Annotated in this window: 21 protein-coding genes; 15 read left to right on the forward strand and 6 right to left on the reverse strand. The window is 67.2% G+C overall.

Features of this window, described 5'->3' with window-relative positions; translation table 11 throughout:
• The first annotated feature begins 7 nt into the window (after positions 1-7).
• A complete protein-coding gene (betA, locus tag AC1Z3W_RS13910; protein WP_057927560.1) occupies positions 8-1,708 on the forward strand; it encodes a choline dehydrogenase in 1,701 nt (566 codons plus the stop codon).
• A 701-nt stretch (positions 1,709-2,409) separates the two neighbouring features.
• Here betA and AC1Z3W_RS13915 read toward each other — a convergent pair.
• Complete coding sequence (locus AC1Z3W_RS13915) at positions 2,410-2,706, reverse strand: cupin domain-containing protein (protein ID WP_057927562.1); 297 nt, start codon at positions 2,704-2,706, stop codon at positions 2,410-2,412.
• A 433-nt stretch (positions 2,707-3,139) separates the two neighbouring features.
• Here AC1Z3W_RS13915 and AC1Z3W_RS13920 point away from each other — a divergent pair, with 433 nt between their 5' ends.
• The 3 genes from AC1Z3W_RS13920 (at position 3,140) to AC1Z3W_RS13930 (ending at position 5,733) form a co-directional block, all read left to right on the forward strand.
• Positions 3,140-4,084 carry an ABC transporter ATP-binding protein gene (locus tag AC1Z3W_RS13920; protein ID WP_175826219.1) on the forward strand — a complete coding sequence of 315 codons (945 nt, stop codon included), beginning with the start codon at positions 3,140-3,142 and terminating at the stop codon, positions 4,082-4,084.
• A 5-nt stretch (positions 4,085-4,089) separates the two neighbouring features.
• On the forward strand, positions 4,090-4,860 hold the full coding sequence (locus AC1Z3W_RS13925; protein WP_057927564.1) for an ABC transporter permease: 771 nt from the start codon (positions 4,090-4,092) through the stop codon (positions 4,858-4,860).
• Positions 4,861-5,028: 168 nt separating this feature from the next.
• Positions 5,029-5,733: an oxygen-binding di-iron domain-containing protein gene (locus tag AC1Z3W_RS13930; protein ID WP_057927565.1), complete on the forward strand. Its 705-nt coding sequence runs from the start codon at positions 5,029-5,031 to the stop codon at positions 5,731-5,733.
• A gap of 34 nt (positions 5,734-5,767) precedes the next feature.
• Here the strand turns inward: AC1Z3W_RS13930 and AC1Z3W_RS13935 are convergent, their stop codons facing one another.
• Positions 5,768-5,998 (reverse strand): hypothetical protein, encoded by a 231-nt coding sequence (locus AC1Z3W_RS13935; protein WP_057927566.1) that lies wholly within the window; start codon positions 5,996-5,998, stop codon positions 5,768-5,770.
• Positions 5,999-6,150: 152 nt separating this feature from the next.
• On the opposite strand from AC1Z3W_RS13935, the gene AC1Z3W_RS13940 reads away from it, so the two are divergent.
• From AC1Z3W_RS13940 to AC1Z3W_RS13975, 8 genes are all read left to right on the forward strand, one after another.
• The gene (locus AC1Z3W_RS13940; protein ID WP_057927567.1) at positions 6,151-7,920 is read left to right on the forward strand and encodes an ATP-binding protein; all 1,770 of its coding nucleotides are present in this window, start codon (positions 6,151-6,153) and stop codon (positions 7,918-7,920) included.
• A 279-nt stretch (positions 7,921-8,199) separates the two neighbouring features.
• Entirely contained in the window at positions 8,200-8,631 is a 432-nt protein-coding gene (locus tag AC1Z3W_RS13945) for a YciI family protein (protein ID WP_057927568.1), read from the forward strand.
• Positions 8,632-8,775: 144 nt separating this feature from the next.
• Positions 8,776-9,582, forward strand: a complete 807-nt coding sequence (locus AC1Z3W_RS13950; RefSeq protein ID WP_057927569.1) for a DinB family protein — start codon at positions 8,776-8,778, stop codon at positions 9,580-9,582.
• Complete coding sequence (locus tag AC1Z3W_RS13955) at positions 9,579-10,310, forward strand: alpha/beta fold hydrolase (protein WP_124833855.1); 732 nt, start codon at positions 9,579-9,581, stop codon at positions 10,308-10,310. Before AC1Z3W_RS13950 ends, AC1Z3W_RS13955 begins: the two co-directional genes overlap by 4 nt.
• Before the next feature lie 134 nt (positions 10,311-10,444).
• Positions 10,445-11,305 carry an alpha/beta hydrolase gene (locus tag AC1Z3W_RS13960; protein ID WP_057927571.1) on the forward strand — a complete coding sequence of 287 codons (861 nt, stop codon included), beginning with the start codon at positions 10,445-10,447 and terminating at the stop codon, positions 11,303-11,305.
• Positions 11,306-11,458: 153 nt separating this feature from the next.
• A complete protein-coding gene (locus AC1Z3W_RS13965; protein ID WP_483507772.1) occupies positions 11,459-12,358 on the forward strand; it encodes a LysR family transcriptional regulator in 900 nt (299 codons plus the stop codon).
• A 96-nt stretch (positions 12,359-12,454) separates the two neighbouring features.
• Positions 12,455-12,781, forward strand: a complete 327-nt coding sequence (locus AC1Z3W_RS13970; protein WP_057927573.1) for a carboxymuconolactone decarboxylase family protein — start codon at positions 12,455-12,457, stop codon at positions 12,779-12,781.
• 68 nt (positions 12,782-12,849) lie between these two features.
• Positions 12,850-13,857 carry an aldo/keto reductase gene (locus AC1Z3W_RS13975; protein ID WP_483507773.1) on the forward strand — a complete coding sequence of 336 codons (1,008 nt, stop codon included), beginning with the start codon at positions 12,850-12,852 and terminating at the stop codon, positions 13,855-13,857.
• A 217-nt stretch (positions 13,858-14,074) separates the two neighbouring features.
• Here AC1Z3W_RS13975 and AC1Z3W_RS13980 read toward each other — a convergent pair whose 3' ends face one another.
• Positions 14,075-14,305 (reverse strand): hypothetical protein, encoded by a 231-nt coding sequence (locus tag AC1Z3W_RS13980; protein WP_057927575.1) that lies wholly within the window; start codon positions 14,303-14,305, stop codon positions 14,075-14,077.
• Between the two features lie 291 nt (positions 14,306-14,596).
• On the reverse strand, positions 14,597-15,502 hold the full coding sequence (locus AC1Z3W_RS13985; protein ID WP_057927576.1) for a hypothetical protein: 906 nt from the start codon (positions 15,500-15,502) through the stop codon (positions 14,597-14,599).
• A 78-nt stretch (positions 15,503-15,580) separates the two neighbouring features.
• On the opposite strand from AC1Z3W_RS13985, the gene AC1Z3W_RS13990 reads away from it, so the two are divergent.
• The 3 genes from AC1Z3W_RS13990 to AC1Z3W_RS14000 all read left to right on the forward strand — a co-directional run bounded on the left by AC1Z3W_RS13990 (position 15,581) and on the right by AC1Z3W_RS14000 (position 18,464).
• On the forward strand, positions 15,581-15,919 hold the full coding sequence (locus AC1Z3W_RS13990; protein ID WP_124833852.1) for a helix-turn-helix domain-containing protein: 339 nt from the start codon (positions 15,581-15,583) through the stop codon (positions 15,917-15,919).
• 63 nt (positions 15,920-15,982) lie between these two features.
• Positions 15,983-16,132, forward strand: a complete 150-nt coding sequence (locus tag AC1Z3W_RS13995) for a hypothetical protein (protein ID WP_175826222.1) — start codon at positions 15,983-15,985, stop codon at positions 16,130-16,132.
• A 376-nt stretch (positions 16,133-16,508) separates the two neighbouring features.
• A complete protein-coding gene (locus tag AC1Z3W_RS14000; RefSeq protein ID WP_483507774.1) occupies positions 16,509-18,464 on the forward strand; it encodes a Xaa-Pro dipeptidyl-peptidase in 1,956 nt (651 codons plus the stop codon).
• Between the two features lie 114 nt (positions 18,465-18,578).
• On the opposite strand, the gene AC1Z3W_RS14005 is transcribed toward AC1Z3W_RS14000, so the two are convergent.
• Positions 18,579-19,841: an allantoate amidohydrolase gene (locus AC1Z3W_RS14005; protein ID WP_483507775.1), complete on the reverse strand. Its 1,263-nt coding sequence runs from the start codon at positions 19,839-19,841 to the stop codon at positions 18,579-18,581.
• 211 nt (positions 19,842-20,052) lie between these two features.
• Positions 20,053-20,982, reverse strand: coding sequence for a 2-hydroxyacid dehydrogenase (locus AC1Z3W_RS14010; protein ID WP_124833848.1), 930 nt, complete (start codon positions 20,980-20,982; stop codon positions 20,053-20,055).
• Between the last annotated feature and the right edge of the window lie 161 nt (positions 20,983-21,143).

The raw sequence follows: 21,143 nt of genomic DNA on the forward strand, positions 1-21,143 counted from the left end.
CCCTGTCATGACGACACGCGAATACGACTACATCATCTGCGGCGCCGGTTCCGCGGGCAACGTGCTCGCGACGCGCCTGACGGAAGATCCGAATGTCACGGTGCTGCTGCTCGAAGCCGGCGGCCCCGACTACCGCTTCGACTTCCGTACGCAGATGCCGGCGGCACTCGCCTATCCGCTGCAGGGCCGTCGCTACAACTGGGCCTACGAGACCGACCCCGAACCGCACATGGACAACCGCCGGATGGAATGCGGCCGCGGCAAGGGGCTCGGCGGCTCGTCGCTGATCAACGGGATGTGCTACATCCGCGGCAATGCGCTCGACTACGATAACTGGTCGACGCACAAGGGCCTCGAGAACTGGACGTATCTCGACTGCCTGCCGTACTTCAAGAAGGCCGAGACGCGCGACGTCGGCCCGAACGACTATCACGGCGGCGACGGCCCCGTGTCGGTCACGACCAGCAAGCCGGGCGTGAATCCGCTGTTCGAGGCGATGGTCGACGCAGGCGTGCAGGCCGGCTATCCGCGCACCGACGACCTGAACGGCTATCAGCAGGAAGGCTTCGGCCCGATGGACCGCACCGTCACGCCGAAGGGCCGCCGAGCCAGCACCGCGCGCGGCTACCTCGACCAGGCGAAGGTGCGGCCGAACCTCGAGATCGTCACGCACGCGCTGGCCGACCGCATCCTGTTCGACGGCAAGCGCGCATCGGGCGTCACGTACCTGCGCGGCAGCGAGCGAGCGAGCGCGCATGCGCGCCGCGAAGTGCTCGTGTGCAGCGGCGCGATCGCATCGCCGCAACTGCTGCAGCGCTCGGGCGTCGGCCCCGGTGCGTGGCTGAAGGCGCTCGACATCCCGGTCGTGCTCGACCTGCCCGGCGTCGGCCAGAACCTGCAGGATCACCTGGAGATGTACATCCAGTACGAGTGCAAGGAGCCGGTGTCGCTGTATCCCGCGCTCAAGTGGTGGAACCAGCCGAAAATCGGCCTCGAATGGATGCTGAACGGCACCGGCCTCGGCGCGACCAACCACTTCGAGGCGGGCGGCTTCATCCGCACGCGCGACGACGATCTGTGGCCGAACATCCAGTATCACTTCCTGCCCGTTGCGATCAACTACAACGGCTCGAACGCGATCGAGATGCATGGCTTCCAGGCGCACGTCGGGTCGATGCGTTCGCCGAGCCGCGGCCGCGTGAAGCTGCGCTCGCGCGATCCGAACGATCATCCGAGCATCCTGTTCAACTACATGGCCGAAGCGCTCGACTGGCGCGAGTTCCGCGACGCGATCCGCGCGACGCGCGAGATCATGCGGCAGCCCGCGCTCGACCGCTATCGCGGCCGCGAGCTGAACCCGGGCGCCGACTGCAAGAGCGACAAGGAGCTCGACGCATTCGTGCGAGCCCGTGCGGAAACCGCGTTCCATCCGTCGTGCTCGTGCAAGATGGGCTATGACGACATGGCCGTGGTCGACGAAGAAGGTCGGGTGCACGGGCTGGAAGGGCTGCGCGTCGTCGATGCGTCGATCATGCCGATCATCACGACCGGCAACCTGAACGCGCCGACGATCATGATCGCGGAGAAGATCGCGGACAAGATCCGTGGCCGCAAGCCGCTTGCGCGCGTGGACGTGCCTTACTTCGTCGCGAACGGGGCGATGGCGCGGAATATCGCGAAGGCGGTGCGGCGGCCGGAGACGGTGTAACCGCGCAAGCGCCCTTCTCCAGGCACAGCAGCAACACGCACGGCTCGCGGCGTTCTCGCCGCGAGCCGTTTTTCATTGGACACTCCCGCCACCCGTACTGAACCGCGTGAAGGCCGCTCCCCTCGGCCTCAAGCGTTTCGCGCGCACGTTCGACGTAGGCAAGCTGCTGCGCATCGGGCACGTGCACGCATGCGCGGAGCGGATCGCTCGCATCGCACGCGCAACCGCCGCCATCCGTTGCAATCCACGGCGCGAGTTCGTGCAGCACGACGCCTGCGGGGAAGTCGAAACGGAATGGGGTGCGTCGCTACAGCGGCAACGCGATGCGATGGCGCAGGCACGCGACTCGCGTCGCGCCCGCATCCGGCGAAAGGCAGGAAAGCGGCGGTCCGGCCGGGCCCTCGGATAGGCATCTCATGTAATTGGTCTCCGTACGTACGCTTGATTCGTTATCGTGATGCGTCGTTTGTCGAAACTATGATCGGACGATACGCACAAGTAAATGGATGCAGAGTTCCAAACGCGCCGAACCGCGCGATCCTCGTGCATGCAGGGTGTTTGACAGTTTTTCAAACACCCTTCAACTTACTTGCTCAGACAAATACACGGGCTGTGCAACGCGCGCTTGAAGACGGCGCTCATCCCGCGCGAGGCCCGGCGTGCGGGCCTTCGGCCGCCCGCATGCATGCTGCGGCGCATCCTTATACGTCGATGATCGCGAGCGTGCCGTGGCTGCCGGGCAGCACCGCATGGCGCGTGCCGGCGACCGCGAGATACATCTGCCCGGCCTCGACCACGACCGTCTGCGCTTCGACCTCGAGCATCAGCCGGCCGTCGAGCACCAGCAGCCCCTCGTTGTACTCGTGCACTTCCGCTTCGTACGGCTGCGCGTCCATGCGCAGCACCTTGATCCGGGCCGGCCCGACCTCGCCGACGATCGTGGATTTCCACGCGACGGCCTGGGCCGCCGCGACGGACTTGAAATCGACCAAAGACATGCGCACCGCTCCGGGAACAGGAGAGGAACGCATTATCGCGAGCGCGGCGCGCGCCGTCCCGATACGGCGCGGCGGCGTTCGGGCAGCACAGTCGGCCCCGCCCCGCCCGTTCCGCTGCCGCCTGCACGGGCGATCGCCGTCCGACCGAGCGAAAACGACGCGCATTGTTCGCTTGATTCAAATAAAGCATCGTATTGTTGAATGACGCACGTGCATTTCCCGCAAATCTCGCACGGACATCGCATGCCGTTGCCACCGAAATGCATTTCCATCTTCCGATTGCTAATATGGCGATCCTGCGATCCCGCACCACAACGCCGTTCGACATGACGCCCGTTCGCCATGCCGCACCCGACACCGGCCGCTGCACAGCGACGGCACCGGGCATGCGCGGCGCACAGCGTCGGACCGACCGGCCGTGCCATCCGTGAGCATGCAACCGATCCTTTCCGTCTCCGACCTCTCCAAGACTTACGCGTCCGGCTTCCAGGCGCTGAAGCACGTGACCCTCGACATCCGCCCGGGCGAGATCTTCGCGCTGCTCGGGCCGAACGGCGCGGGCAAGACCACGCTGATCGGCTCGATCTGCGGGATCGTCACGCCGACCCAAGGCCGCGTGACGGTCGGCGGCCACGACATCCGCGATCAATACCGCGCGGCGCGCGAAATGATCGGCCTCGTGCCGCAGGAACTGACGACCGACGCGTTCGAAACCGTCTGGGCGACCGTGTCGTTCAGCCGCGGCCTGTTCGGCAAGGCGCCCGATCCCGCGTACATCGAGAAGACGCTGAAGGCGCTGTCGCTATGGGACAAGCGCGACAACAAGCTGATGACGCTGTCGGGCGGCATGAAGCGCCGCGTGATGATCGCGAAGGCGCTGTCGCACGAGCCGCGCATCCTGTTCCTCGACGAACCGACGGCCGGCGTCGACGTCGAGCTGCGCCGCGATATGTGGAAGCTGGTCGACTCGCTGCGCGAAAGCGGCGTGACGATCCTGCTGACCACGCACTACATCGAGGAAGCCGAAGAGATGGCCGACCGGATCGGCATCATCCTGGGCGGCGAACTCGTGCTCGTCGAAGAGAAGCGCGAGCTGATGCGCAAGCTCGGCAAGAAGCAGCTGACCGTGCAGCTCGAGCATCCGCTCGCGACCGTGCCAGCCGACCTCGCCGCGTTCGGGCTCGAACGCGCGGACGACGGCGCCGCGCTCGTCTATACGTACGACTCGCAGCGCGACGACGCGAGCATCGCGAAGCTGATCAACGCGCTCGGCACGGCCGGCATCGGCTTTCGCGACCTGCATACGACGCAGAGCTCGCTCGAGGATATTTTCGTCAGCCTGATCGACAACCGCCGCAACGGCGCACAAGGGGCGTAACGCACATGGCGAACTGGAATTTCCACGGCATCCGCGCGATCTACCGCGCCGAAATGGCCCGCACGCGCCGCACGCTGATGCAGAGCATCATCGCGCCGGTGATCTCGACGTCGCTGTACTTCGTCGTGTTCGGCTCGGCGATCGGCTCGCGTATCAGCGACGTGAACGGGATCGGCTACGGATCGTTCATCGTGCCCGGCCTCGTGATGTTGTCGCTGCTGTCGCAGAGCATCTCGAACGCGTCGTTCGGCATCTACTTCCCGCGCTTCACGGGCACCATCTACGAGATCCTGTCCGCGCCCGTGTCATACTGGGAGATCGTGATCGCGTATGTGGGTGCGGCCGCGTCGAAGTCGCTGCTGCTCGGGCTGATCATCCTCGCCACGGCCGGCCTGTTCGTGCCGCTGCACATCCTGCATCCGTTCTGGATGGTGCTGTTCCTCGTGCTGACGTCGATCACCTTCAGCCTGTTCGGCTTCGTGATCGGCATCTGGGCCGACAGCTTCGAGAAACTGCAGCTCGTGCCGCTCCTGATCATCACGCCGCTCACGTTCCTCGGCGGCAGCTTCTATTCGGTCGACATGCTGCCGCCCGCGTGGCGCATCGTCACGCTGTTCAACCCGATCGTCTACCTGATCAGCGGCTTCCGCTGGTCGTTCTACGGGCTGGCCGACGTGCACGTGTGGATCAGCCTCGCGGCGACCTCGCTGTTCCTCGCGATCCTGCTCGCGATCGTCGCGTGGATGTTCCGCACCGGCTACAAGCTGAAGAACTGACGCGGCACGCGCCACATACCCGGCACGCCGCTGCAACTTCGCGGTTCGCGCATCCGGAGCGACGCTGCTAGACTGGATCGGAAGATCGACCGCCGCCGCCTGTCGCATCGCAACCCGCGGTGCGCGGGCGGCGCGGCTCCGGCCCCCTTCCCTGCGCGAGGATCCCCGATGAGCGCCCCTCGAATCGACGCCGTCCGCGACGGCCTGTTTCGCGCCACGACTTACGTCGACACGCTGAACCTGTGCTTCAGCCAGTTCTTCGTACGATCGCGGCACGGCGACGTGCTGTGCGTCGAAACGGGCACCCGTTCCAATTTCACGCAACTGAGCGCGGCGCTCGACGCCGTCGGCATCGCGCCGTCGATGGTCAGCAGCGTGATCGTCCCGCACTTCGAGGCCGATGAAATGGGCGCGCTCCCCGACTTCCTCGCGGCCAACCCGGCGCTCGTCGCGTACGGACATCCGATGTGTACATGGGGGCTTGCCGACGTATTCGGCGTGCGCGCGATTCCGCTGAAGGATGGTGAGCCGACGACGCTATCGGGCATCGACGTCGTGCCGGTCTTCACGAAGCACGTGCATCAGTGGGATGCGCTCGTCGTGTATCTGCCGGCGTACAAGGCGCTGCTGTCGTCGGACATCCTGATGCGCTTCGGCAGGGAGGACACCGACGACCCGCTGCCCGCGATCCTCGATGCAATCACGCGCTCGGACTACCTGCCGTCGCTCGCGCACCTGGCGAGCGCGCTGCGCCGCATCCAGGCGCTCGATATCGACATCATCCTGCCGATGCACGGCCCGGCAATCACGCACGACATTCCACGCGTGATTGCCGGTGTGATCGCACATTGCGAGACTGCCGCAGCAGCGTAGCGCTCGCGCGCCCGCGTACGGCCGGCGGCGCCGGTCAGGCGCCGGTTACGACGAATTCGGCGGCCGCCTTGTTCTGGATCGCGGCCATCACCGCCAGCTCGCGCTTGCTGCGCGGCTCGCCGGACACGACGCCCGTCGCATGCTTGGCCTTCGCGCCCAGCGGAAAGAACACGAACGATGCGCCGGCCGGCGCATCGGGCTCGGCCCGCAGGCGTTTGTTCAGGATCTTCAGGTACTTTTTCTTCGAGACTTCCTTCGTTGCCATGGCGCCCTCCGCATGAACGTGGTGCTGGTCAGCATACCAGTTTTGACCTGCGGTTCCGGCGCGCCGCCGCGCGATTGATCTGCACTAGAATGGATCGGCTGACGCGCTCGCCGCGTCAGGCCGCGGCCGCATGTCCTTGACGGAGCACTTCCATGCATGTCGAGCTGTTCGCGCAGCACCACGATTGCCCTGGCTGGGAAGGTGAAATGGCCCGGCGGGTCGCCGCCTTCGACTGGTCGGCAACCGGGCTCGGCCCGCTCGACGGCTGGTCGGCGAGCCTCGTCGCTGCCGTGCGCACCGTGCTCGCGTCGCCGCTGCCGCTGGTGATGCTGTGGGGCGAGCCCGGCTACATGATCTACAACGACACGTATGCCGGGTTCGCCGGCGGACGCCACCCCTACCTGCTCGGCCAGCCGATCGAGCTCGGCTGGCCCGAGGTCGCCGAGTTCAACCGCAACGTGATGAACACCTGCCTCGCGGGCGGCACGCTGTCGTATCGCGACAAGGAACTCGTGCTGCTGCGCAGCGGCCGCCCCGAAGACGTGTGGATGGACCTGCACTACAGCCCGATACCCGACGATGACGGCGCACCGGGCGGGGTGCTCGCCGTCGTGATCGAGACGACCGAACGCGTGCTCGCCAGGCGCCAGCGCGAACAGGCGGAAGTGGCGCTGCAGTCGTCCAACGATGCGCTGCGCCGCCTGACCGAAACGCTCGAGCAGCGCGTGGCCGATGCGGTCGCCGAGCGCGCGGCGATCGAGGAACAGTTGCGCCACGCGCAGAAGATGGAAGCGATCGGCAGCCTGACCGGCGGCATCGCGCACGACTTCAACAACGTGCTGCAGGTGATCAGCGGCAACCTGCAGATTCTGGCCGTCGAACTCGGCGAGCGCGCGAGCGCGCAGCCGCGGATCGAAAGCGCGAACAACGCGGTGCGGCGCGGCGCGCAACTGGCGTCGCACCTGCTGGCCTTCGCGCGACGCCAGCCGTTGTCGCCGACGGTGCTCAATCCGCGCCAGCTGATCGACGGGATGAGCGAGATGCTGCGCCGCGCGCTCGGCGAAACCGTGCGAATCGTTCCTGCGCTGGCGCCCGACGTCGGCAACGTGCTTGCGGACCGGCACCAGCTCGAAAATGCGCTGCTCAATCTCGCGATCAATGCGCGCGACGCAATGCGTGGCGGCGGCACGCTGACGATTGCCGCGTACAACGACGCACATCCCGAGCCGGCCGCCGGTGCTCGCCGCTCACCATTGCCGCCCGGCGAATACGTGACGTTCGAGATGACCGACACGGGCGCCGGCATGACGCCCGACGTGCTCGAGCGCGTGTTCGAACCGTTCTTCACGACCAAGCCGGACGGCGAAGGCACGGGGCTCGGGCTCAGCATGGTGTTCGGCTTCGTCAAGCAAAGCGGCGGCCATACGTCGGTCGACAGCGCGCCGGGCCAGGGCACCATCGTGCGGCTCACGTTCCCGCGCTGTCATGATGCGTACGCCGATGAGACGGCGCGCGCGCAGCAGCCCGATCCCGTGCGGGGCCGCGAAACCATCCTGGTCGTCGAAGACGACGCGGACGTCCGGCTGACCGTGGTCGACATGCTCGCGCAGCTCGGCTACAAGGTCCTCGCCGCGTCCGACGGCGAAGCCGCGCTGCGGATGCTCGACAGCGACACGCCGATCGACCTGCTGTTTACCGACGTGATCATGCCCGGCCGCATCAAGGGCGGCGAACTCGCGCGCCGCGCCGCGCAACGCACGCCGCCGTTGCCCGTGCTGTTCACGTCCGGCTACACGCGCGACGAGATCTTCCACTCCGGGCGGCTCGATCCCGGCGTCATGCTGCTCGGCAAGCCGTACCGCCGCGACGAACTCGCGACCCGGATCCGCAGCGTGCTCGACGCGCATGCCAAGGCGGCGTGAGCGGCTGACATCCTGACCGACGCGCGGCCGATGCCGGCTACGACGCCAGCCGTCCAGCCGGAGTCTTTCCGGGCGTTCTGCCGCACGGACGACGTCGAACGTGCAGCGCTGCGCGCCACGACCGCCGCCTGCCCCGTCACCGGTCATCGGATTTTTTTGCGCGCGATGTCGATTCGCGCGATCGCCGCGCGTCGTAGTGTCGTAACCGACCGTTTTGTCTTGCCGGCCGCACGGCCGGCGACGGCGGACGTCCCCTTTCCCGTTCAAGGAGCAGCAACTATGCGCGTCATGGTGATCGTCAAGGCAACGGCCTCTTCCGAATCGGGTGCGATGCCCGATACCGAACTGCTGGCCGCGATGGGCCAGTACAACGAGGAACTCGTGAAAGCCGGCGTGATGCTCGCCGGCGAAGGGCTCCATCCGAGTTCGCGCGGCAAGCGCGTGCATTTTTCCGGCAAGGACCGGACCGTCATCGACGGCCCGTTCGCCGAGACCAAGGAACTGATCGCCGGCTACTGGCTGTGGCAGGTGAATTCGATGGAAGAAGCCGTCGAATGGGTCAAGCGCTGCCCGAATCCGATGCCGACCGAGTCGGACATCGAGATTCGCCAGATCTTCTCGCCCGAGGATTTCGGCGACGCATTCACGCCGGAGCTGCAGGAGCAGGAAGCGCGGCTGCGCACGGAGATGGACCGCAAGCACAACGCATGAGCCGGCCGGGGCCGGGGCGCCGCCGCTGGATCGATGCGGGCGTCGCGGCCATGAATCCTCCGGACGATTCGATCGACGGGGATTGACAGCACCTCGGCCAGTAACGTATCGTTTTGAAACGTTACTGGCCGAGGTGCTGTCGTCATGCATTCCCGTTTCGACCGTTTTCGCGCGACGCCACTTGGCGCGCAACTTGAAGCGCTGATCGCGCAGCCCGAGCGCTATGTCGAATTCGCGGCGCTGTCGCGTGTCGGCGTCGCCGCGATCGGCGCGATCCAGCACGAGATCGCACGCAAGTTCCCCGAGATCGAAGCCGATACGACCGCCAGGCAGTTCTGCGGCGCGATGGTCGCCGACGTGATGCGCCGTCACGGGCACGACGTCGTGCAGGCGCGCGGCCGGATCGGCGGTGCGCTGTTCAGCTACGGTGCGGTATTCAGCGCGTATCCGCAGGTGCTGCCGTTCGCCGATGTCGTCGCCGCGCTGGCCGCGATGCCGGCCCGGATCGCTGCGTATGCCGCGCAGGTTCCTGCCGCGCTCGTCACGCGCCGCCCGGCCGGCACGGGCTTCTCGCTCGTCGAACATGCATGCCATCTGCGCGACCTCGATGCCGTGTTCGCCGAACGCATCGATGTCGTGCTAACACACGCGCTGCCGGTGATCGCGTCCGTCGACGGCACCGCGCTCGCCGCGCAGCGCGACTACCTCGCCCAGCCGCTCGACGGCGCCCTCGCCGCGTTCCGCACCGGACGCGCCGCGCTGTGCGCGACGGCGGCCGCGCTGCACCCGTCGGAACTCGCACGCTGCGGGCTGCGCGACGGCATCCGCCGGATGTCGCTCGACGAACTCGTGCGCGAACTGCTCGACCACGACCGCACGCACGTGCTCGAACTCGACGAACTGCTCGCCGAACTCGAATTGCCCCCCATTGCTTCCTCGGCCGCCGAATGAACGCACCCAACCCGCCCGTCGTCTTCGTCCACGGTTTCATCGGCACGTTCGACGTGCCCGAATGGCCCGGTCCGCATCTCGCGCCCGACCTGCTCGGCTACGGCACCCATCGCGGCACGCCGTTCGACGCGATCACGCTCGCCGCGCAGGTCGAGCATGTCCGGCAGGTCGTCGACACGCATTGCGGCGCGCAGCCGGTCGACATCGTCGGTCACTCGGTCGGCGGCGCGATCGCGATGCTGTTCGCGCATGCGCATCCGGCGCGCGTGCGCCGGATCGTCAATGTCGAAGGCAACTTCACGCTCGACGATGCGTTCTGGTCGGCGTCGGTCGGCCGCCTGTCGCCCGCACAAGCCGACGCGATGCTTGACGGCCTGCGCAGCGACCCGCCCGGCTGGCTGCGCGGCGCGATCGACGATCCGTCGCCGCGCCAGCTCGACGACGCGCGCCGCTGGCTCGCGCATCAACCGGCATCGACGCTGCGCGCAATGGGACGCTCGGTCGTCGCGACGACCGGCGAACCCGGTTATCTGCAGGCGCTCGCCGACGTATTCGCGCGCCATCCGGTATGGCTCGTCGCGGGCGAACGCTCGCGCGCGGGCTGGCATGTGCCGGACTGGGCGCTCGCGCGCTGTGCCGGCTTCGAAACGATCGACGGCTGCGGGCACCTGATACCGGCCGAGCGGCCGGCGGCGTTCCGGGAGGCGCTCGCGCGCTGTCTCGGCTGAGCGCGGAGCCGGCCCGGTCGCGCGCCGGCCACCTGACAACGCGTAGGATTCGCCGAAATTTGGCTGAAAGGCGCGGTTGCTAGAGTCGCCTGACAGGGTTTTCCCGATGCCCGACTGCCGAATGGAAACGACACATGCGAGGCTCCTTGAACCTGGTACGCGCGTTCTGGCTCCTGCTGCTGCTCGCCGTCGCGGGCCCGGCCCTCGCCTTTCAGGCGCGGGTCGTCGCGATTCCGAGCGCGGCGATGAACGAAACGCTAAAGGCGACCGTCGTGCTGCCCGACGACTACGCGCGCCTGCGCCACGGCCCTGAACGCAGCGTCGAACGCTTCCCGGTCGTCTACTTGCTGCACGGCTCGGGCGGCGACCACACCGACTGGACCGCGAACACGCGGATCGCCGCGCTGGCCGATCGCTATCACGTGATCCTGGTGATGCCCGATGGCGGTCACGAAAGCTGGTACATCGACAGCCCGTTCGACTCCGGCAGCCGCTACGAAACCTTCGTCGGCGACGAAGTCGTGTCCTATGTCGACACCCATTTCAGAACGATCGCTGCCAAGGGTGCGCGCGCGATCACCGGGCTCAGCATGGGCGGCTTCGGTGCGCTGCGCATCGCGCTCGACCGGCCCGACACGTTCGGCGCGGTCGGCAGCATCAGCGGCGCGGTCGATCCGCGCTGCTGCGAGGACGAGCCAGGCATCGACCACGTGTTCGGCGATCCCGGCCGCCATCCGTCGTTCTGGAACCGCAACGCGATCGTCGAAAGCGCGCGCGCGTTCGTCCGCGCGCATCTCGACCTGACGATCGACTGCGGCCGCGACGACTCGTTCGTCGGCTCGAACCGCACGCTGCATCAACGGCTCGTCGCGCTCGGCGTGCCGCACGACTATGCGGAGCGTCCGGGCGGCCACACGTGGGACTACTGGGCGCATGCGATCCGCTACCAGATGCAGTTCTTCGCGACGTCGTTCCAGCACGGCGGCTACGCGTAGGACCCGCCTGCTGCGTGCGCCATGCGGCCGGCGTGACGCGGGCAGCCCGACCCGCGCCGTGCCGCCGCGTCCGTGCGCCGCGTCCTCGTGCCGGCGCATCGCGCAGCGAGCCCGATGGTAGGATGCGCAGGCATCGACCACCCGACTTCCCCCATGCCGCGCGACAACTTTGCGGACCTGCTCGCCTTCATCGCCGTCGCGCGCGAGCGCAGCTTCACGCGCGCGGCCGCCCGGCTCGGCGTGTCGCAATCCGCACTCAGCCATACGATCCGCTCGCTCGAGACGCGTCTCGGCGTGCGGCTGCTCACGCGCACGACACGCAGCGTGGCGCCGACCGAAGCCGGCGAGCGCCTGCTGCAGAATCTCGCGCCGCGCTTCGACGAAATCGAGGCCGAACTGACGGCGCTCGCCGAGTTGCGCGACAAGCCGGCCGGCACCGTGCGCATCAACGCGACCGACTACGTGATCCGCACGCTGCTGTGGCCGAAGCTGTCGCCGATCCTGCACGACTACCGCGACCTGAAGGTCGAATTCGTGACCGACTACGGGCTGTCCGACATTGTCGCGGAACGCTTCGACATCGGCGTACGGCTCGGCGACCAGGTCGCGAAAGACATGATCGCGGTACGCATCTCGCCCGACCTGAAGATGGCGATCGTCGGCGCGCCCGCCTATTTCGCGGAACGCGAGCAGCCCGAGACGCCGCAGGATCTCGTCGCGCACGACTGCATCAACCTGCGCCTGCCGACGCACGGCGCGCTGTACGCATGGGAACTCGCGCGCGGCGACGACACGCTGCAGGTGCGCGTCGACGGCCAGGTCACGTTCAACGGCACCTATGAAATGCTCGACGCGGCGCTCGCCGGTTATGGCCTTGCGTACGTGCCGGCCGAACTCGCCGCACCGCACGTCGCCGCCGGCACGCTCGTCAGTGTGCTCGGCGACTGGTGCCCGACCTTTCCGGGCCATCACCTGTACTACGCGAGCCGGCGGCAATCGTCGCGCGCATTCGCGCTGATCGTCGACGCACTGCGCTACCCCGGCCATTCATGAACCGGTTCGATAAGTGCATGCGCATTCCCGGGGATTATCGATAGGCGCATCGGTGGCTACCATCGTCGATGTCTTCAACGTCCTCCGTAGCCATCGATGTCCAAACCGACTTCTGCCGCGCGCCAGGCCTTCGGCGCCATCGCGCCGGCCCTCGCCGACTACACCGACCACGTACTGTTCGGCGACGTATGGCAGCGCCCCGGCCTGTCGCCGCGCGATCGCAGCCTGATCACGGTCGCGAGCCTCGTCGCGCTGTATCGCGTCAACGAGCTGCCGTTCCATCTGAAGAAGGCGCTCGACAACGGCATCACGCGCGACGAGCTGATCGAAGCGATCACGCATCTCGCGTTCTATTCGGGCTGGCCGACGGCCAGCTCGGCGTTGCCGATCGCGAAGCGCGTGTTCGACGAAGCGGGCGCGTGAGCGCGGGCTGCGCGCCGATTCAACTGACCTGAACCGACGCGGGCGCTCGCCCGCATGGAGCCTCTTGCATGGATTACCACTATCTCGGGCGCAGCGCGCTGAAAGTGTCGCCGCTGTGTGTCGGCGCGATGATGTTCGGCGGCGAAACCGACGAAGCGACGTCGGCGCGCATCATCGACAAGGCATTCGACCAGGGCGTCAACTTCATCGACACGGCCGACGTCTATCACGCCGGTCGCTCGGAAGAAATCGTCGGCCGCGCGATCGCGCGGCATCGCGACAGCTGGGTCGTCGCGACGAAGTTCGGCTATCCGGCCGGACCGGCCGCGGGGCCGAACCGTCAGGGCCAGTCGCGCAAATGGATTTACGAATCGGTCGACGCGAGCCTGAAGCGGCTCGGCACCGATTACATCGACATCCTGTATTTCCATCGCACGCTGACCGATGCACCGCTCGAAGAAGGGATGCGCGCGGTGGCCGACCTGATCCGGCAAGGCAAGGTGCGCTATGTCGGGCTGTCGAACTTCAAGGGCTGGCGCATCGCCGAAATCGTGCGCCTGGCCGACCAGCTCGGCATCGATCGTCCGGTTGCGAGCGAACCGCTGTACAACCTCGTCGATCGTACGGCCGAAGTGGAACAGCTGCCGGCGGCAGCGCATTACGGCATCGGCGTCGTGCCGTACAGCCCGCTCGCGCGCGGCGTGCTGACCGGCAAATACGCACCGGGCACGCAACCGCCCGCCGATTCGCGTGCAGGCCGCGGCGACCGGCGCATCCAGCAGACGGAATGGCGGCCCGAGTCGCTGCACATCGCACAGCAGGTCGCCGCACATGCGACCGCGCGCGGCACGACGTCGGTCGCGTTCGCACTCGCGTGGGTGATGAAGAACCGGATCGTCAGCTCGACGATCGCCGGGCCGCGCACCGAAGCGCACTGGGACAGCTACATCGATGCGCTGACGCTCGAACTCGGCCCCGACGACGAACGCTTCGTCGATTCGCTGGTGCCGCCGGGACATGCGTCGACGCACGGTTATACGGATCCCGGCTATCCGGTCGAAGGGCGGAAGGTGTGATGTTCGTCTGCTGAAACCGCTAGCGCGCTGCCCGACGGCATGACGCGATGCGTGCGATGGCGGGCAGGTGGAGGATGAGTGACTGACGCGCCGGACGATACCGGCCGGCAAGCTCGCACATGGCACGTCGTCACGCCCGGTGTCCTCGACGCGGTGAAACAACGAAAACGAAAAACGGAAGACGGCAGCGGCGCAAGCGCAAGCAGAAGCCGCGAGTTCAACTGCCGTGCGCGGCGTCGGCGCTCACCACGCGATCGAAGAATTCCTGCGCACGCGCCAGTTCGTCCAGCGCGTGATCGAGGCGCGACATCGCGCGCGCATATTCGGCCGACGAGATGTCGTCGTCGCTTTCGCCGCGTACGGCACGAAACGCCTGATCGACGTTGCGCGTCGCTTCGACGAAGCGTTGCGCGGCTCGGGCTTCTCGCGAACAGATGTGGGTCGACATCGACACTTCTCCCTGAGGGTTGCAGTGTGAAGCAAGCCGACGCCCAGTGTGCGTGGTGCGCATGTCGGCGGCATGAACGACGGCAGGCAGCCTGTCGACGCCCGGCCATCGCGCGGCGCGCTTCGTGGCGATTGTCGCGCGAGCCTCGCCGATCCGCTATGGCGAGATTGCAACAAATTCTTGCGCACCGAGATGGCGGCCACACCGGCGCGTGTCCTTGCACGCGCATCAACCTCTCTGCTTCCCTGCTTCCCTGCTTCCGTTACGCGCCGCGCATGAGCGACGCGAACGTCATGCGCGCCCGATGCGTGGAAGCGCGAGACTGCCGAACGCGGCCGCTTCACCAGGCGACAGATCGAACAGATCGCCGGTGAGCTCGTGCGGATGCTCGGCCGCGGGCCGGCTGCGCAGCCGCGCGACATGCGTGGGCGCGACGTAGGCGGCCGCCGTTTCGATCGGCGGCACGTCGAACAGGTCGCGCGTGACGCCGCGCTCGGCATCCGTCGGCGAACGACCGCGCAAGCGCGCGACCAGCTCGACGAAGCGATCGAAATCGCCAGCACGCGTCGCCTTGTTGACGTCGGCGAGATCGCGCGCCTTCAGCACGCTCGGTTGCGCGAGCCGCACGAAATACGGTGCTTCGAGTTCGACCGACAGCGCGAGCGGATAGCTCTTGCCGGTTTGCTCCTTCGCGCGCCCGATGCAGTCGACCACGGCCGCGCCCTGCCCGACGCCGAGCGGCTTGCCCGTGCTCACGCTGCGCAGGTGATCGGGGAACACGCGCAGTTGCGTGCCGACCGTCAGCGCGGTGGACGATGCACAGACGAGCGCGTAGTGCTGTTCGCGACGCCGGCCCGACGGCAGCGTCGAGCGGCTCGCGATGAACGTGTGCGGCGGAAGCGGCCGCACCTGGCCGCTGGCGTCGACCCAGGCATTCCACAGCAGCGCGTCCTCGCGCTTGCGCTCACCCGGCCGCGTGCGCGACGCGACTGGCGAGAACAGCGCGAGCAGCGAGCCCGTGCGATGCGCGGCGACTTGCGCGCTGCTGCCGAGCGGCTGGTTGATGCCCCACAGAAAACGCCCGCCCCCGAGCCGACGCTCCCATTCCTTGCGGAGCACGACGGTCGGCAGTTCCTCGCCGGACTCGGTACCGATCTTCGTCCAGCAGAACGTGGGAGGGAGATGTTTCAGTGTCATCAACTTTCTCGGGATACAGCCTCGCTGGTGACAGCAAGCCCATTCAACAACCGTAACTGTATAGGTATAATGCATCGCATGGAAGCCCCGGATCACGATTTTCCTGTACAAGACCTGTTACGCCGCCTGATGGCGGACACGCGCTCGTCCAGCGAAATCGCACGACTTTCCGGCGTCAGCCAGCCGACCGTGTCGCGCCTGCGGCTGTCGAACGGGCATCGGCTGCGGCGCAGCGCGCCATTCAACAAGCTATGCAGTTTCTATGGCGTCGATACCGGCCCGGCGCGCCGCCGCTACAACGACCTGCTGCGCGAAGCGATCGTCGACGCCTGGGACGGCTCCGACGAGCACGGGCGCGCGCTGCTGGTCGTGATTCAGGGATTGAAGGATCTGCAGGCGAAGGCCGATGATGGATGACGGCGCGCGGGCGTTCATGAACGAAATGAAGGCTGAGTTCATTCAGTGAGCGGGCGGTGGCGAATGCGATTCGTCATCGCCCGTTTTGCATCGGGCGATGCGACACGAAGCAACGGCAAGCGCATCGCCGAACTCGCGCCCGCCGCAATCACGCCACACGCCCGCACCGGCAATGCGCCGAAACTTTATTTACCCTCAGCTAAAAAAGTTTGACACGGCGTTTTCACTGAGATAAGTTTTGCGCAAGCTTCCGGAAAGCAAACGCGAACCGGCAAGCCATCACGATGCGCGGCGCGGCCGAAACCGCCGATCCGTTTCATTCCGTCGCCGCACGCGCGTCACGTCGTGTGTTTCCGCAGCGCAGCACCGCAGCTCGCAACATCCCCGTCTCATCGAATGGTGTCGTTCCGTTCCATCTGGAAGAACGCATGGCATGCGCACGTTCGATTCGCAGTCCTGCATGATTCGCGGCGCTGCCGTTTTCCTGATGGTGCAGTTTCCTCTTCGTCAAATGCAGTCATCGGCCCGGCCCGCAGGGGGCGTATCGCGGACCGGTCGTCTACACACAATCAGAAGAACGAGGTCGGCAATGCAATTTCATGTCAGAGGATCGCGTCGCACATGGCTACCCGCGCTCGTTGCAGCGGCAACGCTCGCCGCGTGCGGCGGTGACGACGGCGGCAGCGTGGCGGGCGTGTCCGCACTCGCGCAAGGTCAAGGTCAGCAAGACGACGGCGCGGCAGCGGCGGCCGACGCGCAAGGGCTCGCGTCGCGCATGTCGCCGTCGGGCGTTCCGTACGCGAATCCGGCCAGCGGCGGACGCTATAAACCGGTGATCAGCAGCGGCCAGGTGCAGCCGTCACTGTCGGGCAGCACGATCGAGGAAAACGCGTGGGTCGACACGCCGGTCGATTCCGACGGCGACGGTACGCGCGACCGCATTCACGTGCGCATCGTGCGGCCGACCGAAACCGCCAACGGCGCACGCACACCGGTCATCGTGCTCGCGAGCCCGTATTACGCCGGGCTCGCCGACAGCCCCGATCACGACGTCGACGTCGAACTCGACGGCACACCGCATCCCGCGGCAACGGCCGCCGCCGTCGGCACGTCCGCGCGAATCATGGCCGCTGCGCCGCAAGTCAGGATGCTGCAGCAGCTCGAAGCCGCCGCGGCCGGTCGCTCGTGGATCGAAAGCTATTTCGTGCCGCGCGGCTTCACGATCGTCTATGCCGATTCGCTCGGCACCGCCGGCTCCGACGGCTGCCCGACGATCCTCACGCGCGACGAATCCGTCGCGATGGCGTCGGTGATCCGCTGGCTCGGCCGCGATGCGAGCGCGAAGGATGCGAACGGCAAGCCCGTCGTCGCGAACTGGTCGACGGGCCACGTCGGCATGTACGGCGTGTCGTACGACGGCACGCTGCCGAAGATGGTCGCGAGCCTGCGCACGCGCGGGCTCGACGCGATCGTGCCGATCGCCGGGCTGTCGAACATGTACGGCTACTACCGCTCGGGCGGGCTCGTGCGCGCGCCGGAGGGGTATCAGGGCGAGGACGTCGACGTCTATATCAAGGCGCTGCTGACGAATGCGCATCCGGAGCGCTGCACGCACCTGATCGACGAAGCGCTGCAGAAGGAGGACCGCAAGACGGGCGACTATTCGCCGTTCTGGGCCGCGCGCGACATCCCGACCGCGCACGCCGTCGCGCCGGCACTCGTTGCGCAAGGGCTGACCGACGACAACGTGCGCGTCGACCAGTCGACGTCGTGGTATCTCGCGATGCGCCGGCAACGCGTGCCGACGCAGCTGTGGCTGCATCGCCTGAAGCACACCGACCCGACCCGCGTGCCGGCGATGGCCGATGCATGGCCCGCGGAGGTAAACCGCTGGTTCACGCGCTATCTGATCGGCGCCGACAACGGTGTCGAACGCGATCCGCGCGCGGTGGTCGAGCAGGCGGACGGCACGCTGCTGAGGGAAGCGGACTGGGCCGCGCGGCGCGCGACGCCGGTCGCGTATTTCGCGGGCGGCGACGGCACCGGTACCGGCACGCTGTTGCGGATGCCGAGCGGCGGCCCGCTCGCGCGCTTCACCGACGATGCGACGATTCCCGCGCTCACGCTGGCGAACGCACCGACCGGCGAGCATCGCAGCCGCTTCGAGACGGCCCCGTTCGCGGCCGCGACGCGCCTGTCCGGCACCGCGACCGCACGCGTGCGGCTGACCTTCACCGGCGTCGCGAACGTAACGGCGCTGCTGGTCGACCGCGCGCCGGACGGCACGGCGACGATCATCACGCGGGCATGGACCGATCCGCGCAATCGCGTGTCGGCGTGGTTCTCGGAGCCCGTGCTGCCGGGAATGCCGTATGACCTGAAGCTGACGTTCATGCCGCGCGACTACACGCTCGAAGCGGGTCACAAGCTCGGCCTCGTCGTGCTGTCGAGCGACAACGAGGCGACGCTGCGGCCCACACCGGGTACGGGGCTCGCGCTCGATCCGGAGGGTACGTCGGTAACGGTGCCGCTGGTGTCGTCCTGAACGGGCGAGGCCGGCCGTGACGCATGACGGCCAGCGCGTGCGATCGCGAACGATCGCACGCGCCGCGCAACGATTTCACCGTCGCGCGGCGCCGGCCCTCATCGGCAACCCCGCTCAATCCGCCACGAGACGCCTGAGCACGACATCCAGCAACACGTTCGCGCCGTCGACGAGCTGATCGTCGTCGGTATGTTCGCGCGGGTTGTGGCTGATCCCGCCGCGGCTCGGCACGAAGATCATCGCGGCCGGCGCGATGCGCGCGATCATTTGCGCGTCGTGGCCGGCGCCCGACGTCATCCGGCGATGCGAAAAGCCCATCCGCTTTGCCGACGCCTCGATTTCGTCGGTAAGCCCCGCATCGAACACGACCGGCTCGAAACGCGCGAGCCGCTCGGTCGTGATCCGGACGCCCTCTTGCGCCGCCACCTTGTCGAGGAAACCGGCGAGGCACTTCTCCGCCTCCTGCAGGCGCGCTTCGTCCGGATCGCGCAGGTCCACCGTGAATACGGCCTTGCGCGGAATCACGTTGATCACGTTCGGCTCGATGCGCAGCATGCCGATCGTCGCGAGGGTCGTGCCGCTCGCCACCGCGAGATCGCGCAGGAAGGTCGCGACCGCCGCCGCTGCCCAGCCCGCGTCATGGCGCAGATGCGTCGGCGTCGTGCCGGCATGGTTCGCGTTCCCCTGCACGGTGACCTGCTGCCAGGAAATGCCCTGCAGGTTTTCGACCACGCCGATGCGGATCTGCTCGGCCTCGAGAATCGGCCCTTGCTCGATGTGCAGTTCGAGATACGCGTGCGGCACGATCGCGCCGGGTTCCAGTTCGCCGGCATAGCCGATCCGCGCGAGTTCGTCGCCCAGGCGCGTTCCGTCGATGCCGACCGTATCCAGCGCGGCCTCCACCGGCATGCCGCCGGCGTAAACGAGCGAACCCATCATGTCCGGCTGATAGCGGATGCCTTCTTCATTCGTGAATAGGCCGACCGTGATCGAACGTTGCGGGCGGATGCCGGCCCGGCGAAATGCGCGCACGACGGCGAGACCGGCGAGTACGCCGTAGCAGCCATCGAGCGCGCCCGCGTTCGTCACGGTGTCGATGTGCGAGCCCATCATCAGCGGCCGCTCGCTGCCATCGTCGGATGCGGAACGCAACGTGCCAAACACGTTGCCGATCCGGTCGACCTGAACATCGAGGTCGAGCTCGCGCATCCATTCGACGACGAGGTCGCGCCCGGCCCGCTCGTCGTCCGTCAGCGCGATGCGGGTCCGGCCGCCGGCCTCGGGATCGGCACCGATCTCGCCGAGTCGTCGCAGTTGGTCGAGAAGAAGCGCTCCATCCAGCTCGAGCGCCGGCAGCGATGCGGCGGGGGTATTCATCGATCGTCTCCATGAGCGGCACGCGCCCGGCCCGTTGCCGGACGTGATGGAGTGAAATGTTATTTCAGCCGGATCGATATTTCGGCTCTCAATTGGCGGCGGAGACGCAATTTTTTCTCATCTTCGCGCGCCGATTGCGATAAACGCGTGCTGGTGCCGCTTCGCGCCGGCGCGCCCTTTCATGCGTTGCGCACGTGCCACCCCGCGTCGCTCACACCGGCGTCAGCACCGGCTCCCCCGCGAAATGCCGCGCGGCATTGTCGAGAAACTGCTGCACCGAACGACCGAGCGCCTCCGGCGACCAGCCGCCCATGTGCGGCGTCAGCACGATATTGTCGAGGTCCGTCAGCGCACGCGGCGACTCGGGCTCGCCTTCGTACACGTCGAGCCCCGCGCCCGCGATGCGCCGTTCGCGCAGCGCATCCGCCAGAGCAGCGGTATCGACAACACTGCCGCGCGACACGTTGACGAGAAACCCTTCGGGGCCAAGCGCATCGAGCACCGCGCGATCGATCAGGTGATGCGTGCCCGCGCCGCCCGGCGTCGCAACGATCAGGAAATCGGCCCAGTGCGCAAGCGCATCGACACGCTCGAAATAGCGATACGGAACATCCTTCGCGGAACGGTTGTGATAACCGGTCTCGATGTCGAAGCCGGCCGCGCGGCGCGCGCATTTCTCGCCGATCTTGCCGAGCCCGACGATGCCGAGCCGCTTGCCCGATACGTTCGGCGGCATCGGCAGCCCCTCACGCCATATGCCCGCGCGGGTTTTCGCATCGAGCTGCACAACGTTGCGCACCACGGCGAGCAGCAGCGCGAATGCGTGATCGGCGACGCAATCGTCATTGGTGCCCGCGCCCGTCACCACGGTGATGCCGCGCGCCTTCGCATGCGCGACATCGATGTGCTCGTAGCCGGCGCCGAGCGCACTGACGAAGGTGAGCTGCGGCAGACGATCGATGTCGACGGCAGCGAGGCCCGTGCTGCCGTTGGTCAGCACCGCGCGAATCGTGCCGCCGTGTTCGGCGATCGCGCGCTCACGTTCTTCGGCCGTCGGTGCGTAGTGGACGTCGTACAACATGGCGATCTGGCGGTGCGCGTCGCCGCGCAGCGCGATAAGGACCAGCAGCTCGGGCTTCATGTCAGCAAATGTCCGCAGGCGGGAATGCGTTCCAGTGTAGCAACGGCGCGCGACGCGTGCGGGTTACCCCCACGCGCGCTGTGGACGTGCCGCCGCACGTGGTTTGCCAAAGCGGACTCAGTCAAGTAACTTTCGGCGTACGCCCCCATCCTGGAGAATGG

The sequence above is a fragment of the Burkholderia sp. 10_S31 genome (assembly GCF_056930375.1).